This window comes from Azoarcus sp. Soil_N_20 (assembly GCF_057656155.1).
In genome coordinates, this window is the sequence record NZ_JBDGKX010000013.1 from 93,175 (window position 1) to 108,678 (window position 15,504).

The window sequence follows — 15,504 nt, forward strand, 5'->3', positions numbered from 1 at the left end:
AGAACGAGTGCTACCCGATTCAGCGCTGATCGACCGGGTGGACTTCGACGCGCGTGTTGGAAAAGGCCGGCCCCCGGCCGAGGTCGGTGAATGCAGCGGAGTTGGCGGCATTGACGCCTGCACCGCCCGCGTTCTGCGGCCAGTGCCCCATCGGGGCGCGCACGACCCCGGGCGGCACCTCGTCGCCAACGTCAGCAAGGGCGTCGAAGCTGCCCGAGGCGCTCGACACGCGTACCGTCATGCCGTCGGTGATGCCGCGCGCCACGGCGTCCGCGGAGTGGATCGCAACCCGCTGCGGACCGGAATGGCGCTGCTGCCGCTCGAAATTGCCGTAGCCGGAGTTGAGGAAGGCGTGGCTCTTCGGAGACAGCAGCACGAGCGGGTGCGCTGCATCCTGCCCGAGCCATTCCGGGTGCCAGCACGGAAGCGGATCCACCGGGGAGCCGTCCTGGAACTCGTTGGAGCCTTGGCGGAACACCGGCAGCACGAAGTTGCCACCGGCGGCCATCGAAGCCTTCAGCTCGACCTTGCCTGACGGTGTCGGGAATCCGCCTTCGGCGTGCGGTGCGTAGGCTTCGGCCGGCGGCAGTGACAGCCGAGCATAGCCGTCGCGGCGCAGGAGCTCCGGCGTGATACCCGCCATGGCCGGATGCGCCCAGTCGTAGGCCAGTTCGACGAGCTCCTCGTCGGAAAGCCGGAAGCAGTCCTCATCGAAGCCCATCGTGCGGGCGAGTCGGCGAAAGAGCTCGGTATTGGACACCGCCTCGCCCTGAGGCGGAATCCATGGCGCGTTGTAGCTGAGGTACAGGTGCCCCCAGGAGAACATGATATCGAGTTGCTCGGCCTGGGTCGTCGCCGGCAGGACGATGTCGGCGTAGCGGACGGTATCGGTCATGAACTGCTCGCTGACGACGGTGAATAGGTCCTCGCGGCTGAGCCCCTCGCGAATCCGCTGCTGCTCGCCGACGACGACCATCGGATTGGAGTTGTAGACGAAGAGGGAACGGATCGGCGGGTCGAGTTCCAGCGCGCCGGTCAGCGCCTGACCCAGCAGCCACTGGTTGAGCACGCGCGTTCCCGGCCGGATCAGATCGGGCCGCGACAGCGCATCCCACTGCACCGGGAAGGCCCACAGGGGAAGCTGCAGGATGCCACCGCCCGGCCGCCGCCAGGCCCCCACCAGCGCCGGAAGGCAGGACAGTGCCCGCACCGCCTGGCCGCCGCCGCGATGGCGCTCGATCGCGACACCAATCCGGATCGCGGACGGCTGGTTGACCGCGTATTCGCGGGCGAGCCGCCGGATCTCGTCGGCCTCGACGCCGGTCCATTCGGCGACGCGCTCGGGAGGATATTCCTTCGCCCGTTCGGCAAACTCGGCGAAGCCGGTCGTAAAGCGCTCGACGTAGTCGGTGTCGATCAGGCCTTCGCTCACGATCACGTTGATCAGGCCGAGCGCCAGCGCCGCGTCGGTGCCGGGCCGGATGCGGACGTGCCAGTCGGCGGCACGGGCCGTTCGCGAAACCGCGGGATCCACGACCACAATCTTCGCCCCGCGCTGCTGCGCGTCGGCGATGATCGGCCACAGGTGCACGTTCGTGCTCATCGGGTTGGTCGCCCACAGGATGATGAAGCGGGCGTGGCGCAGGCTCTCGGGGTCCATCCCGACGCTCGGGCCGAGGGTCATGATGTACCCCGTGCAGGCGCCGGAATCGCAGAAGGTGCGTTCGGAGATCGTCGCGCCGAGGCGGTTGAAGAACGGGTCGCCGACCGTCAGGCCGTTCAGCGTGCCCTGGGTCCCCAGATAGCTGAAGGGCAGGATCGCCTGCGGTCCGGACTCGGCAATGATCCCGTCCCAGCGTTGGCGGATCTCGTCCAGCGCCTCGGACCAACTAATCCGCTCGAAACGGCCTTCGCCCTTCGGCCCCACCCGACGCAGCGGATGGAGGATCCTCTCGGGGCTATGCACGCGCTCCTCGTAGTGATTGACCTTCACGCAGAGCCGCCCTGCGGTGTAAGGATGGTGCGGATTGCCGGCCACCGAGATCACTCGTCCGTCGCGCACCTTGGCGACGATCGAGCAGGTGTCGGGACAGTCCTGCGGGCAGGCGCCGAGCACGGTTCGGGTTTCGGCAGTGCCGCTGTCGTTGCGATCATTGTTCATGGTCTTCCTCCTTGATCAGAGCTGGCGTCAGAAGACGTAGGCCAGGCGCAGGTTGAGGCGGGCCTTTTCGGCGGGGCCGTTCTGCACGTCAAGGTCGCGCCCCAGTTGCACCTGCACCTGCGTGCTGGGGGTCACGAAACTGGTGAAACTCACGCGCAGATAGCGGGTCCGTAGGGCATCGTCCGACGACACGCCGTCCACCTTGGTTTCACCGCCCGTTACCGCCCCCAGCGACAGCCCGACGTGGGTGGCCGGAGAGAAGTGGTAGCGCAGATGCACCTGCCCCTCGTAGCGCACCGCCTGCTCGAGCCGGGCGTCAGCGGATCCGAAGTCGTCGTTGTCGCCGAAGAAGGTCGCGTCACCGACCAGATCCACCGCCCAGCGGGTGCCGAAATGCTTCACATAGGCCATCTGAAGGATCGCGCGATATCGGTTCTCGCCTAGGTTCAACGCATCCTTGCGGTCGTAGCTGCCCGTCGGAACGATCAGGTACGGCGACACCGCGAACACGTCCCGGGCTTCGTTCAGCACCAGCTTCAGCGGCGCGGTGAGGATCAGATCGCCGAAGCCCGACGCGCTGCCGAGGGCGTCGGCGGTGCCATGACCCTCGACTCGCCCGAAGGGCAGCAGGAATTGCGGATCGACGAAGGCGTTATCGGACAGCTTCACCACATGCAGCAGGCGGAAGATGCCAACCGCTGGGCGCAGCTCGAAGTCGTGGGCGACCTGGCGGCCATCGCGGTACAGCTTGTCGGTCTCGGCGAACTGAAGATACTGGACGGCAATCGTCGCGCCGGCGGGATAGGCCTCGTAGTCGCCCGGCGTGACTTCCAGGGCCGACGCGGATGAGGCGGCCAGGACGAGCGCCGCGCACAGTGCGCTACGCAGTATTCCCAGAATTTGCTCAAGAGTTTCCATCACGGTTCCTTGTTTCGCTGTGTTTTCGGTTAGCGGGGGGATTCGGCTTGCGAGACCAGTGTCCGCACAGCCCGCATCACGTGCTTTACTGAAACGGCACGATTGTTTTCCTGTGGCGGCAGGGAAGCGCAGGTGGTGCGCGACTTGATCGAGACGGTCCTCCGCTTGCCTCAGGCGGCCCGGTTGACGTGGGCGAACACGAATCCGAAGATGGGCGCACACAATCCCCCAGCTCCCGAGGAGGTGAGATGGATCTACGATTATTGCTGCCGCCGGATACGCCGACCCAAAGGTCCTCGGCCGCATCCTCAGTCAGAATCGTGGAGGAAGAAGTCGGCGGCTTCGACGCCGATCCCCTGGACTATTGGCGCGAAGTGATCCTGCGCAATTTCGCCGACGTGGAGGTACGGGCGGCAGACCGAAGCGACTTCCACGGCCGGGTGAGTGCCCGCCATTCCGACGCCGGCCGCCTTTCGCTGATCGTTGCCGCGCAGCAAAGCGTGCAACGCCGCTACCGGGAACCGCGCACCGCCTACGAGGACGTCTTCTTCGTGGTGCTAATGAACCACGGCACGCAGGCCATGGAGCAGGACGGTCGCGCCGTGCTGCTCAAACCGGGCGACATCGCGATGTACGACGCGACCCGCCCGCATCGTCTCGCATTCAGCGGAGAGTGGTCGGAGGTGGTGCTGAGCGTTCCGCGCGCGCTGCTTCAGGCCCAAGTCGCCAGGACCGAGCTCTGTACCGCCCGGAAACTCCCCTCGACCTCGCCTCTGAGCTGCATGCTGGCCGACTCGATCCGGAGCTGGATGAGTCAGGTCTCGCGGTTCCATGAGGACGCGATGCCGGTGCTGATGCGCCACACCTCGGCCCTGCTCGGCCTCGCATTCGCCGCCGAAGGCTTCGTTCCATCCGAGACGAAATCCCGCCTGGCCGCACTCGAAAGGATCAAGAGCTTGGTCGAGCACCACCTGTCGAATCCTTCGCTCGGCAGCCAATTTGTTGCCGAGGGGACTGGGCTGTCACCGCGTTACATCAATCGCCTGTTCGAGAGCGAGGGCACCTCGTTGATGCGCTACGTGCTTGAAACCCGCCTTGCCCAATGCCGTCTCGAGCTGGAAGATCCCCGTTTCGCCGCGCTCGGGATTACCGAGGTGGCGATGCGTTGGGGCTTCAACAATCTTTCCCACTTCAGCCGAACGTTCCACGAACGCTATGGGATGTCGCCTAGCGCGTGGCGATGCCACGGCGGTGCCGCTTTGAGAACTGAGATCGTCCCGACGGCAGTGCAGAGCATGCATGTGGTTGCGGATGAATTGAGCCGGTGAGGCTAAGTGCTCGACGCCCATAGTGGATGGCACGTTCGTGTTACCGTGGCACGTTTCCCGGAAAACAGGGTAAGCGATCAATGAGCAGCGTCTTCCGACGATTCTATGCATTGTGAATGATGATGTCCACATATGCGAAGGGGCGCCTCACGAACCCTGGGCGGTGGATGTAGGGATCCTTTCTGTGGCCCGCATGGCACACGCTGGCCGGCAGTGCCGGCCGTTGCTGGGTCGAGAGGAGTTGGCTTGGGCGACGGATCTGCTTGGTTATCCGCCGTTGCATCGGTCAAAGCGTGAACGTTGCCTTTGGGTCGCTAGTACGCACTCACCGCGCGGGGAAGCTCTGCTCAGGGCAAATCGTGGCTGAGCGACACGTAACCTGCACATTGCTGCTCTCTCCATACGCGACGCAGCCCCAGCAACACCAACGGCCGACCGGCTGCACGCGAGATCAATTGCAGAATGACGGCTGTACTTTGATACCTGCCATTGGATCAATGGCAGGCTGACCGGCAGCAACGGATCGGCTGCCGTCCGCCGCCGCTGACAACTCAATGGCCCCTTGCAAACTGGAGCGGCCAGCCAGGCGAAGAAGCGCCGAAATTCCACCTCCAATGCCGAGATCAGTCTGAAAGCTGTCGTTCAGCCATTTCAGGCGAGCCGCCGTGGCCGACCCTGAAGGGTATTCGGCCCGGTTCAAAGCAGACGTCGAAAGTCGAAGCTCCGCGAAGCAAAGCATCGATATGCCAAGCCAGAGCCTGAGCCAGCGTAGGGTGCCGACCACCCTGCAGCCCAGTAGCAATGACGGCACGCCGGCAATCCGCTGCGGGCCGGCGCGCCGATTCCTTGTGCTAGACCGTGACAGGTTCCGTTCGCATCGCAGGAGCGGCTTGCCCGTCCCTCGCCGCCGGTCTGATCTTGAACCAGATCGCATACAACGCCGGCAGGAATACCAGGGTCAGAACCGTCCCGGCGAAGGTGCCGCCGATCAAGGTATAGGCCAGCGTTCCCCAGAAAACCGACTGGGTGAGCGGGATGAACGCGAGGATGGCGGCGAGTGCGGTCAGGACGACCGGACGCGCGCGCTGCACGGTGGCCTCGACCACGGCGTCGAAGGGCGCCAATCCCTCCTGCTCGTTGCTGCGAATCTGACCGATCAGGATGAGGGTGTTGCGCATCAGGATGCCGGACAGCGCAATCAGACCGACCAGCGCGTTGATGCCGAACGGCTGCTGGAACAAGAGCAGCGTAGGCACGACCCCGATGAGGCCGAGCGGCGCGGTGGCGAACACCATCATCATCGCGGAGATCGACCGGACCTGGAAGATGATCGTGATCAGTGTCAGCGCGATCATGATGGGGAAGATCGGCGCCATGGCGTCATTCGCCTTGCCGGATTCCTCGATGGAGCCGCCCTGCTCGATCCGGTAGCCGGCCGGCAGCGTGGCGATGACAGGCTGAAGATCCTTCCACACCGCGGTGGACACGTCCGGCGGCTGCAGGCCCTCGGCGATATCACCGCGCACGGTGATCGTCGGCGTGCGATCGCGGCGGCGCAGGATCGGGTCTTCCATGCGGACGTCCACGGCGCCGATCTGCGACAGCGGAATCCGCTGGCCGGCCGCTCCAACCAGGGTGAAATCGGCGATCCGGCCCGGATCGAGCCGCGTATTCCCGGCCGAACGGGCAGCGACCTGTACCGAACGGATGTCCTCGCGTACTTCGGTAATGGGGATGCCGCTCAACAGGAACTGAAGCTGTTGGGCCACGTCGCTGGAGCTCAGGCCGAGGTTCTGGAGCCGGTCCTGATCGAGCGAGAAACGCAGCGTGGGCACGCGCTCGCCCCAGTCGGTGTTGACCGTCCGCATCTGGGAAGAGGCCTGCATCACGGCACGCACCTCTCCCGCAATGGCGCGCAGCTTGTCGGGGTCGGGCCCCATCACGCGATAGGCCACCGGGAACGGCGAGTACGGGCCGAACACCAGCTGGGTCACCCGCACACGCGCCTCCGGCGCCAGACCGTCGGCCACCGCCTGCCGCAGCCTGAGCTTGAGCGCCTCGCGCGCCGCCTGGTCGTCGGTCAGGACGACGATCTTCGCGAACGAGGGATCGGGCAGCTCCGGCGCCATGGCGAGGTAGAAGCGCGGCGCCCCTTGTCCGACGTAGGCGGTCACGATCTTCGCTTCCGGCTGCTCGGCCAGCCAGGCCTCGAGCTTGGCGGCAACCGCACTCGTCTGCTGGATCGAGGTGCCATAGGGCATCTGGACTTCGACCAACACCTCGGGCCGATCAGAAGTCGGAAAGAACTGCTTGTTGACCACGCCCATGCCCAGGACCGCGACGGCGAAGGCGCCGATCACGCCCGCCGCGACCACCCATTTGCGCCGGATCACCGATCCCAGCAGACGGCGGAAGCGCTCATAGTGCGGGGTCGCGTAGATTGCCGCGTGCCCGCCCTCGTGCGGCTTGTAGTCGGGAAGCAGCTTCACCCCCAGGTAGGGCGTGAACACCACGGCGACGATCCACGAGGCGATCAACGCGATGCCGACGATCCAGAAGATATCGCCCGCGTACTCGCCGGCGGTGGACTTGGCGAAGCCGTTCGGCATGAAGCCAATCGCCGTCACCAGCGTCCCGGAGAGCATGGGCGCGGCGGTGTGGCTCCACGCATAGGCCGCTGCGCGGATACGGTCGTAACCTTCCTCCATCTTCACCACCATCATCTCGATGGCGATGATCGCATCGTCGACCAGGAGTCCCAGGGCCAGGATCAGCGAACCCAGCGTGATCCGGTCGAAGTTCTTGCCGGTGGCCGCCATGATGACGAAGACCGCGGCCAGGGTCAGCGGAACCGCTGCCGAGACCACGATTCCGGCGCGCCATCCCATGCTGAGGAAGCCCACCAGCATCACCACGCCGAGGGCGGCGAAGAACTTGAGCATGAACTCGTCGACGGCTGAGCTGATATTGACCGATTGGTCCGTGACCTTGGACAGGCTCATGCCGAGCGGCATCTCGGCGTTGATCGCCGCCGCTTCCGCCTCCAGCGCCTTGCCCAGATCGAGGCCGTTCCAACCCTCGCGCATGACCACCCCGAGCAGCAAGGCCGGTTCGCCGTTGTTGCGGATGAGGAAAGAAGCCGGATCCTCGTAGCCCCGCTTCACCTCGGCGATGTCGCCGAGCTTCAGCGTACGGCCCCGGGCCGCAACAGGCGTGTTCCGGATCGCCTCGAGGTCGTCGATGGCGCCATCCAGCCGGATGAAGACCTGCGGGCCCTTGGCTTCGATCGAGCCGGCGGGCGTCATGACGTTGCGCCCGTTCAGCGCAGCGAAGAGGTCGCGCGGGGAGACGCCCAGGGTCGCGAGACGGTCATGGGAGAACTCGACGAAGATCCTTTCGGCCTGCTCGCCGATGATGTTCACCTTCTTGACGCCCGGCACGTGAAGCAGTCGCTGACGCATGGTCTCCGCATCGCGCACCAGGTGTCGATGCGGCTCGCCCTTCGCTTTCAAGGCATAGAGGGCAAAGGTCACGTCGGCGTACTCGTCGTTCACCATCGGGCCGATGACGCCACGCGGCAGGTTGAGCGCCTCATCGCCGAGTTTCTTGCGCGCCTGATAGAACTGCTCGGGGACCTCGGGGGGCGGTGCGCTGTCGAGCAGGTACACCGTGGTGAAGGCCAGGCCCGGTCGCGTAAAGGTCTCGGTCCGGTCATACCAGCGTAGTTCCTGCATCCGCTTTTCCAGGGGCTCGGCGACCAGTTCCTCCATCTCCTTTGCGGTGGCCCCGGGCCAGGCCGTGACCACCGTCATCTGCTTGACGGTGAAGGCGGGGTCCTCCGCCCGGCCCAGCGTCAAAAAGGCCACGACCCCGGCGACGAAGATCGCCAGCATCAGAAACAGGGTGACCGAGCGTTCGCGTACGGCAAGCGCAGAGAGATTGAAGGCGCTCATTGGGCGACCCCCACGCTCGCACCATCGGCTCGCTGCCCCCCAAGGGGGCGAGCGCTTCCTTGGGGCTGCCCGGCGTGCGCTCGTTGCCCTTCCCCGCCGGCCGCCGCCACGCCTTGCGCAGCTTCGCCGTCAGCCAGTCGTACCTGCTCGCCTTCGTGCAGCAAATGCGCGCCGAGCACGACGACGCGATCGCCCGCCGCGAGGCCACCGACGACCGCGGCGGTTTCCTCACCGAGGCCGGCCACCTGCACCGCACGCCAGGTGACCTGAGGCGCCTCCCCTTCGACCACCCATACGCCGGGCCCTTTGCCCGGATCGAAGATCGCGCCGATCGGTACCTGCAGCGCCGGGGCGGAGCGGTCGTGCGGGATGTGGATGGAGATGGTCGAGCCCAGCGGCGCGTCCGCCAGGCGGCCCTCCAGCACGTAGCGCGCCTCGAAGGTGCGCGTCTGAGGGTTTGCGGCATCCGACAACTGGCGCAGTTTTGCAACGCCCGTGAGCCCGCTGCCATACAGGGTCGCGCGGCCGGCGGAGCCGACCGCCGGGCGCAGGGTTTCGGGGAGCGCGATGACCGCTTCGCGGCGCCCGGCATGGGCCACCCGGACGACGACCTGCCCGGCACTGACGACCTGGCCCGGCTCCGCCAGGGTGTCCACCACCACGCCGTCGGCGTTGGCGAGCAGGACCGTGTAGCCGGTTTCGTTGCGCGCGACGTCGGCCTGGGCCTGGGCCGCATTGAGCTCGGCCCGTGCCGACTCGGCGGCGGCCTTGATCTTGTCGTAGGCGGAGGCCGACACCGCACCCGCCGAGACAAGGTCGCGGTATCTCGCCTCATCCTCCGCGGTCTGGCGCGCGCGCGCCGTGGCGGCGGCAACGGCTTCCTCAAAGGCGCGCGTGGCGAGCCTCAAGTCGGTGGGGTCGATGCGCATGAGCGGCTGGCCACGCTTGACGGCCTGCCCGGTATCGACCAGGCGCTCCAGGATCTTTCCGGGGACGCGGAAACCCAGGTCGCTCTGCACCCGCGCCGCAATGATGCCGGTGAATGAACGCTCGGCCTGGACGGCGGGCTCCACCGCCCCCACCCGCACGAGGGGCGTCTGGGTCCGCGGATCGATCGATGAAGTGGCGTCGCTGCACGCTGCCAAAGCCAAGGGCAGCAGACCGACGACGGCGAAGAAGGGAATTGTACGGCGCTGAAGCATGGCGACCTCCGGGAACGCGAAGGGCTCCATCGTCCATCTAGTGACTTTTTTTGTCAATAGTCACTAGCGCAATTGTTGAACTGCCTAAGGGGCCAGGCTGCGCAACACCAGGTTGGAAAGCTGCACCGGCGCCTCCTCCGCCACATCGAGGTTGTACTGGAGCAGGAGCGGATTCACATAGGGCTGCAGGACGAGATCGATCGCATGCACCGTCTCGTCCAGCGGAGTCTTGCGCTCGAACTCGCCGCTCTCCCGCCCGTCGCGGACGATCTCCATCAGGATCTGCCGGATGCGCTCCCCGTAGGCCCGCGCAGACGGCCAGCCCTCGCCGGCGGAATGCGCGGCGATGTCGTACAGCTTGCGATCGTTGAAGAACAGACTCACGCCGGTCGACACCAAGGTCTTGAACATTCTGCGGAATTTTTCCGATGGCGTGGGTGCGCCTGCCACCGCCTCTTCGATCGCCACGACGATGGCGCTCAAGGTCTTGGCGCAGATGGCCTCGCCAATGGCCTGCTTGGAATCGAAGAACTTGTAGATATAGGCCTTGGAAAAGCCGATCGCCTTGGCCAGGTCGGAGACCGTGGTCTTCTCGTAGCCGTAGTGGCTGAAGTGCGCTTCGGCCGCCTCGACGATCTGCTCTCGAACGCTGTGGTCGACGGGGCCGCGCGACTGGGGGACGGAAGATGTGATTTCACTCATGGGAAAAACAATACCTCGCATGCTCGTGCTTGACAACTAGTGACTACTTTGGATTATAGTCACACCAACAGTTCAACTCCCCGAAGGACGCTCATGCTCACCCACCCCCGCTGTCTCGCCCTTCTTCTGAGCGTCGGTGTCTTGACGGGCTGCGCCGTCGGGCCCGACTACCGGCCGCCCGAGATCGCACTATCGTCCGCCTTCCTCGGGCAGGACGGTGTCGATCACCGGCAGGTTGCGCATCAGGCAGACCTCGCGATCTGGTGGGCCGCCTTCGACGATCCCCTGCTGACGCGCTTCGTCTCCCTGGCCCTCGAACAGAACCTGGACATCGCGCAAGTTGCGGCACGTGTCGCCCAGTCGCGCGCGTCATTGCGCTACGCCGATGCGGCGCTGCTTCCGGCCGCCAACGTGAGTGTACACGCTGCGCGCGGTTACCAGTCGGTCGAGACCCCGCTGGGGCAGGTGCTCGACGCCACGCCCGGCTTCGATCGCAGCGGCAGCGCCTACGAGGCCAACCTCGGTGCGAGCTGGGAGATCGACGTGTTCGGCGGCCTGCGGCGCGGGCGGGAGGCCGCACACGCGGCGTACCAGGCCTCCGAGGCCGGCGCGGTGGCGACGCGGCTGGCCGTGGCCGCGCAGACCGCGGACGTGTACGTCACGATCCGGGGCTTGCAGGCGCGCATCGCGACCGCCACACACCAGGTGGAGACCCGCCGCCAGTTGCTCGCCCTGGTCACGCTCCAGTACGAGAAGGGGGTCGCCGCCGAACTCCAGATGAACCAGGCCGAGGGCTCGCTCACCCAGGCCGAGGCGCAGATCCCCGTGCTGGAAGCCGGCCTCGATTCGGCGATGAACGCGCTCGACGTGCTGCTCGGCGTGCAGCCGGGAACTTACCGCACGGCGCTGGCCCCGGTGGCGCCGGTCCCGGTGGCGCCGGGGCTGGCCGAGACCGGCACCCCGGCGGAGATGATTCGGCGCAGGCCCGATCTCATCGTCGCCGAGCGGCGCCTTGCTGCGGCCAATGCGCGCATCGGCGTGGCGGTTTCGGAGTACTACCCCAAGTTCTCGCTCGCCGCCCTGCTCGGCAGCGCCACCGCGATTTCGAGCGGCAACCTCTTCACCGCGGGCGCCAGCCAGGCCCAGGGCGTCCTCGGACTGCGCTGGCGCCTGTTCGACTTCGGCCGCGTCGACGCGCAGATCGCCGCCGCGCGTGGCCAGGAGGCCGAAGCCTTGGCGGCCTGGCGGCTGGCCGTGTTGCGCGCGACCGAGGATGTCGAGAACGCCTTCTCCGCCCTCGTCAAGCGCGAGGCCCAGGTCGGCATCCTGACGCGCGGTGAATCGTCGCTCGCCCGTGCGCGCGAGAACGCGCTGGCCGCCTACGAGGGCGGCGTCGTCAGCCTGATCGAGGTGCTCGATGCCGACAGCAACTTGCTGCAGGCGCGCGACGCGAAGACACAGGCACAAACGGAGGCTGCGCGCGCCGCCATTGCCTCCTTCCGGGCATTGGGGGGCGGATGGGATGCGCCGCATGCAAGCAGCAACCACCTCTACAGCGACCTTTCCACTACCGACCACAAGTGACCAATATGACCAAACCAAACAATTCCTGGGTGCTCATCACGGGCGCATCGAGCGGCTTCGGCGAGGAGTTCGCCCGCCAATATGCCCGGCAAGGCCACTCGCTGGTCCTGGTGGCGCGCCGGCTGGACCGGCTTCAAGCACTCGCCGAGGCACTACGTCGGCAGTACCGCATCGAGGTCGTGGCGGAGCAGGTCGACCTCTCGGACATTGCAGCGGTCACCCAACTGCATCGGCGCCTCCACGAGCGGGGCATTGCGATCGACGTCCTGATCAACAACGCCGGCCATGGACTGCAAGGCCCGTTCGTGGATTGCCAGCTGGATGCGGCGCTGGCGATGGTGCAGCTGGATGTGGCGAGCCTGACCGCGGTCACCCATGTCTTTGCGCACGACATGCGGACACGAGGACGCGGGAAGATCCTGCTGGTGGCGAGCCTGCTGGCCTACCAGGGCGTGCAGAACTTCGCCGTCTATGCAGCCGCCAAGGCCTACGTGTTGCGTCTGGGCGAAGCGCTTCATCGCGAGCTCAAGCGCGATGGCGTCACCGTCACGACGCTTTGCCCGGGCATGTCGGACACCGGGTTCGCCGCCGCGGCGCAGCAGAAGATCACGCCCGCGTTGAAGGGCCTGATGATGCAGCCGGCCCCCGTGGTCCGCGCCGGCATCCGCGCCTTGCAGGCCGGACGCATCAGCGTCGTGCCGGGCTGGGCGAACAAGGCCCTCGTGATCCTGACGTGGGCGACACCACGCTGGCTGCACCAGGCCTTTCTGGCACGCGCGATGAACGGATGACACATATTTCCGGCCAAGCGGTGCCAAGCGCCAACGGTGCCGTCCGCCGACTGCGGTGCCGTTGCAGTCGCGTTCAGCGCGTCTCATGGCCACCATTGCTCGCCGAAGCACACCTATATCAAGGAGTTGATTTCATGACAGCGCCAACCGACGCGACGAATCCCGAAGAAACGCTTGCCCGCTGGCGCGCCGAGGAAGCGGCCGTGCGCGCCCGTCTCCAGACCGCTCCCGGCGTGGCCTCACCTGCCCACCTCGCCGGGCGCAGCGGATTGCAGGTATTCCAGGCGCTTCTCGCCGGCGAGATCCCGCCGCCGCCGATGGCGGTCACGCTCGACTTCACCCTGCTTCGCATCGAGCCCGGGTTCGCCGTATTCCAGGGACAGCCAGGCTTCAGCCACTGCAACCCGATGGGCACGGTGCACGGCGGCTGGTTCGCGACCATGCTCGACTCCGCCATGGGATGCGCCGTGCATTCCACGCTGCCGGCAGGCAAGGCCTACACGACCCTGGAACTGAAGCTCAACCTCGTCCGCGCACTCACCGACGCGGTGCCCCTGGTGCGTGCGGAGGGCCGGCTGGTCCATGGCGGCCGCCAGGTGGCGACCGCGGAAGGCCGGCTTGTCGGACCGGACGGCAAGCTCTATGCCCACGCGAGCACAACGTGCCTGGTCTTTGACCAGGCTTCTTAGAAGATCGGCACGAAAGGCTTCGACCCAGTTCGCGCCTCGATCACGGTCGCGCTTCAGGGATCTCGATCTGGCGCATCGTGCAAGGCGGATGTGGTCGCGACGAAGATTGACGTCGTGCCCCGAGACTTGGCGCGGTGCTGTCGCATTTCGCTTGAACGCGTTGGACCATCAGCTATGTTGAACTGTGAACACGCGATGGGGGAAGTGAGCCATGCGATTTCTTGTCAAAGCTAACATTCCCGTGGAAGCCGGGAACGCGGCGGCGAGGGCTGGAAATCTCGGCACAATCATCCAATCCATACTTGCGGATCTGAAGCCCGAGGCCGCGTATTTCACGGATGACAATGGGCAACGGACGGCGTTCCTATTCCTCGAAATGCAGGATGCTTCGCAGATCCCCGCGATTGCCGAGCCGTGGTTCGTCGCGTTCAATGCGAGCATTGAGATCCATCCAGTCATGGTGCCGGAGGATCTCTTGAAGGCTGGCAGCGCCATCGAATCGGCCATCAAGAAGTACGGCTGACAGCAGCGGTGATCGATCCGGGCGGCGGTGGCCGACTGAAGTCGGCCCTGCGAGAACCAGCGGGGCTCGCCTGCGTTCAGTGGCTGGTGCCTTCGTCGCGGTTGATCTTGTTCCACACGTTGTATTTGCCGACCGGTTTTTTCATCGGCAGGCGCTTCACTTCCTCGAGCGTGCGGGCGTCGAGCACCACGATGGCGCCGTCCTGCTCCCACAAACTCGCGAGCGCGTACTTGCCGTCGCGGGTGAATTCGATGTGGGCCAGGGTCTGGCCCGGCTTTGCGGTGATTTCCTTCACCACCTCGAGGGTCTGCTTGTCGATCACCTGCAGGATGTGCTTTGCCTCGGGGCTCATCATCGAATCGACGAAGGCATAGCGGCTGGTGGTGTGGCTGCGCAGGAAGAAGCCCGGCCCGCGGGTCGGGATGCGCCGGATCACTTCCCAGCTCTGCATGTCGATCACCGTGACCTCGCCCGCCTTGAGGTTGGTGCTCGCCATCACGGTGCGCTCGACACCGGCCGCATCGCGCCATTTCCAGGTGATGCCCGAACCGAGATGCGGCATGCCTTCGAGCGGCAGGTTTGCCACCTTCTTGCGCGCATCCAGGTTCACCACCTGGCCCACGCCCTCGCGCGAGGCGCCCATCAACTCGGCGTAGTCCTGGGTGAAGAAGAAATCGTCCAGCACTTCCGCGAGCACGGTGCGACGCGGGTTGAGATAACCGGGGATGAAGGCGCCTTCGCGCTGCTTGAAGTCGTGGATGAAGCCGACCGGGATATCCTCCACCGCTTTGGTGTAGCTCACCTCCCACACCTCGGCCACATCCTTGAGCGCGACGATGAAGGACTGGCGCGGGGTGGCGTCGTAGACCGCGGACACGCGCGAACTGCGCTTGCCGTCGCGGTCGGTGGCCTCGATCGACTTGATCAGGTTCAGATCGCCGTCGAGCAGCACCAGCGTGTGCGGCAGATAGTTCGCTACCGCGACGTGCTTGCCATCGGGGGACACCGCCACGTTGCGGGTGTTGATCCCGGCGCGCACCTCGGCCACCACCTTCAGGTTCCACAGGTCGAACTTGGTGATCCAGCCGTCGCGCGAGCCGAAGAACACATAGCGTCCGCCGTCGGCGAACTTCGGTCCGCCATGCAGGGCAAAGCGCGACTGGAAGCGGTGGATCGGCTCCAGGCGGTCGCCGTCGAGCACCGACACATGGTGATCACCGGCCTCCACCACAAGGAAGAGATTGAGCGGATCGGCGTCGAACACCGGGCGCGCGGACAGCGTGGCCGGGTCGACCTGCTGGATGCGCGAGGCGCGGATGTCGGCGTCACTCCACCGCGGTTCGGGCGACACCGCGGTGTAGATCCAGTCGGCGAGCGCCGCGATCTCGACCTTGCCCAGCACGGCGCCGAAGGCGGGCATCTGCGTCGCCTCGCGCCCTCCCGCGATCACCGCGGCGGCCTCGGCCTTGCGCAGCCGTGCGAGGTTGTCGGGCAGCAGCGCCGGACCCATGCCGCCGAGCCGGTCGGGGGCATGGCAGGCTGCGCAATGGGCCTGGTACAAGCCTGCCACGTCGTGCGCCGCGCCGGCATCGGCCGCGGAGACGGGGGTCGACAGCAGCAGCGCGGCAATCGCGCCGAACAGGGTTTTCATCG

At 66.1% G+C, this 15,504-nt stretch carries 11 protein-coding genes; 5 read left to right on the forward strand and 6 right to left on the reverse strand.

Features of this window, described 5'->3' with window-relative positions:
- Positions 1-19: 19 nt before the first annotated feature.
- Together AC3A35_RS21715 and AC3A35_RS21720 are read right to left on the reverse strand one after the other, a co-directional pair.
- Positions 20-2,161 (reverse strand): molybdopterin-containing oxidoreductase family protein, encoded by a 2,142-nt coding sequence (locus tag AC3A35_RS21715; RefSeq protein WP_487438456.1) that lies wholly within the window; start codon positions 2,159-2,161, stop codon positions 20-22.
- Between the two features lie 27 nt (positions 2,162-2,188).
- The gene (locus AC3A35_RS21720; protein WP_487438457.1) at positions 2,189-3,079 is read right to left on the reverse strand and encodes a transporter; all 891 of its coding nucleotides are present in this window, start codon (positions 3,077-3,079) and stop codon (positions 2,189-2,191) included.
- 188 nt (positions 3,080-3,267) lie between these two features.
- On the opposite strand from AC3A35_RS21720, the gene AC3A35_RS21725 reads away from it, so the two are divergent.
- Positions 3,268-4,407 (forward strand): AraC-like ligand-binding domain-containing protein, encoded by a 1,140-nt coding sequence (locus AC3A35_RS21725; RefSeq protein ID WP_487438458.1) that lies wholly within the window; start codon positions 3,268-3,270, stop codon positions 4,405-4,407.
- 851 nt (positions 4,408-5,258) lie between these two features.
- Here AC3A35_RS21725 and AC3A35_RS21730 read toward each other — a convergent pair.
- The 3 genes from AC3A35_RS21730 to AC3A35_RS21740 all read right to left on the reverse strand — a co-directional run bounded on the left by AC3A35_RS21730 (position 5,259) and on the right by AC3A35_RS21740 (position 10,264).
- On the reverse strand, positions 5,259-8,360 hold the full coding sequence (locus AC3A35_RS21730; protein WP_487438460.1) for an efflux RND transporter permease subunit: 3,102 nt from the start codon (positions 8,358-8,360) through the stop codon (positions 5,259-5,261).
- Complete coding sequence (locus AC3A35_RS21735) at positions 8,357-9,562, reverse strand: efflux RND transporter periplasmic adaptor subunit (RefSeq protein ID WP_487438461.1); 1,206 nt, start codon at positions 9,560-9,562, stop codon at positions 8,357-8,359. The genes AC3A35_RS21730 and AC3A35_RS21735 overlap by 4 nt, the downstream gene beginning before the upstream one ends.
- A gap of 84 nt (positions 9,563-9,646) precedes the next feature.
- Positions 9,647-10,264 (reverse strand): TetR/AcrR family transcriptional regulator, encoded by a 618-nt coding sequence (locus tag AC3A35_RS21740; RefSeq protein WP_487438463.1) that lies wholly within the window; start codon positions 10,262-10,264, stop codon positions 9,647-9,649.
- Between the two features lie 93 nt (positions 10,265-10,357).
- Here AC3A35_RS21740 and AC3A35_RS21745 point away from each other — a divergent pair, with 93 nt between their 5' ends.
- The 4 genes from AC3A35_RS21745 to AC3A35_RS21760 all read left to right on the forward strand — a co-directional run bounded on the left by AC3A35_RS21745 (position 10,358) and on the right by AC3A35_RS21760 (position 13,851).
- The gene (locus AC3A35_RS21745; RefSeq protein ID WP_487438464.1) at positions 10,358-11,848 is read left to right on the forward strand and encodes an efflux transporter outer membrane subunit; all 1,491 of its coding nucleotides are present in this window, start codon (positions 10,358-10,360) and stop codon (positions 11,846-11,848) included.
- A 5-nt stretch (positions 11,849-11,853) separates the two neighbouring features.
- Entirely contained in the window at positions 11,854-12,639 is a 786-nt protein-coding gene (locus AC3A35_RS21750) for an SDR family NAD(P)-dependent oxidoreductase (RefSeq protein ID WP_487438465.1), read from the forward strand.
- 134 nt (positions 12,640-12,773) lie between these two features.
- A complete protein-coding gene (locus AC3A35_RS21755) occupies positions 12,774-13,328 on the forward strand; it encodes a PaaI family thioesterase (protein ID WP_487438466.1) in 555 nt (184 codons plus the stop codon).
- A gap of 211 nt (positions 13,329-13,539) precedes the next feature.
- The gene (locus AC3A35_RS21760) at positions 13,540-13,851 is read left to right on the forward strand and encodes a DUF3303 family protein (protein WP_487438467.1); all 312 of its coding nucleotides are present in this window, start codon (positions 13,540-13,542) and stop codon (positions 13,849-13,851) included.
- Positions 13,852-13,927: 76 nt separating this feature from the next.
- Here the strand turns inward: AC3A35_RS21760 and AC3A35_RS21765 are convergent, their stop codons facing one another.
- Positions 13,928-15,502: a cytochrome D1 domain-containing protein gene (locus AC3A35_RS21765; protein WP_487438468.1), complete on the reverse strand. Its 1,575-nt coding sequence runs from the start codon at positions 15,500-15,502 to the stop codon at positions 13,928-13,930.
- Positions 15,503-15,504: the final 2 nt, after the last annotated feature.

Coding starts and splice junctions, on each gene's coding strand:
- AC3A35_RS21715 (WP_487438456.1), bottom strand. CDS start 2,161: ATGAACAATGATCGCAACGACAGCGGCACTGCCGAAACCCGAACCGTG.
- AC3A35_RS21720 (WP_487438457.1), bottom strand. CDS start 3,079: ATGGAAACTCTTGAGCAAATTCTGGGAATACTGCGTAGCGCACTGTGC.
- AC3A35_RS21730 (WP_487438460.1), bottom strand. CDS start 8,360: ATGAGCGCCTTCAATCTCTCTGCGCTTGCCGTACGCGAACGCTCGGTC.
- AC3A35_RS21735 (WP_487438461.1), bottom strand. CDS start 9,562: ATGCTTCAGCGCCGTACAATTCCCTTCTTCGCCGTCGTCGGTCTGCTG.
- AC3A35_RS21740 (WP_487438463.1), bottom strand. CDS start 10,264: ATGAGTGAAATCACATCTTCCGTCCCCCAGTCGCGCGGCCCCGTCGAC.
- AC3A35_RS21745 (WP_487438464.1), top strand. CDS start 10,358: ATGCTCACCCACCCCCGCTGTCTCGCCCTTCTTCTGAGCGTCGGTGTC.
- AC3A35_RS21750 (WP_487438465.1), top strand. CDS start 11,854: ATGACCAAACCAAACAATTCCTGGGTGCTCATCACGGGCGCATCGAGC.
- AC3A35_RS21755 (WP_487438466.1), top strand. CDS start 12,774: ATGACAGCGCCAACCGACGCGACGAATCCCGAAGAAACGCTTGCCCGC.
- AC3A35_RS21760 (WP_487438467.1), top strand. CDS start 13,540: ATGCGATTTCTTGTCAAAGCTAACATTCCCGTGGAAGCCGGGAACGCG.
- AC3A35_RS21765 (WP_487438468.1), bottom strand. CDS start 15,502: ATGAAAACCCTGTTCGGCGCGATTGCCGCGCTGCTGCTGTCGACCCCC.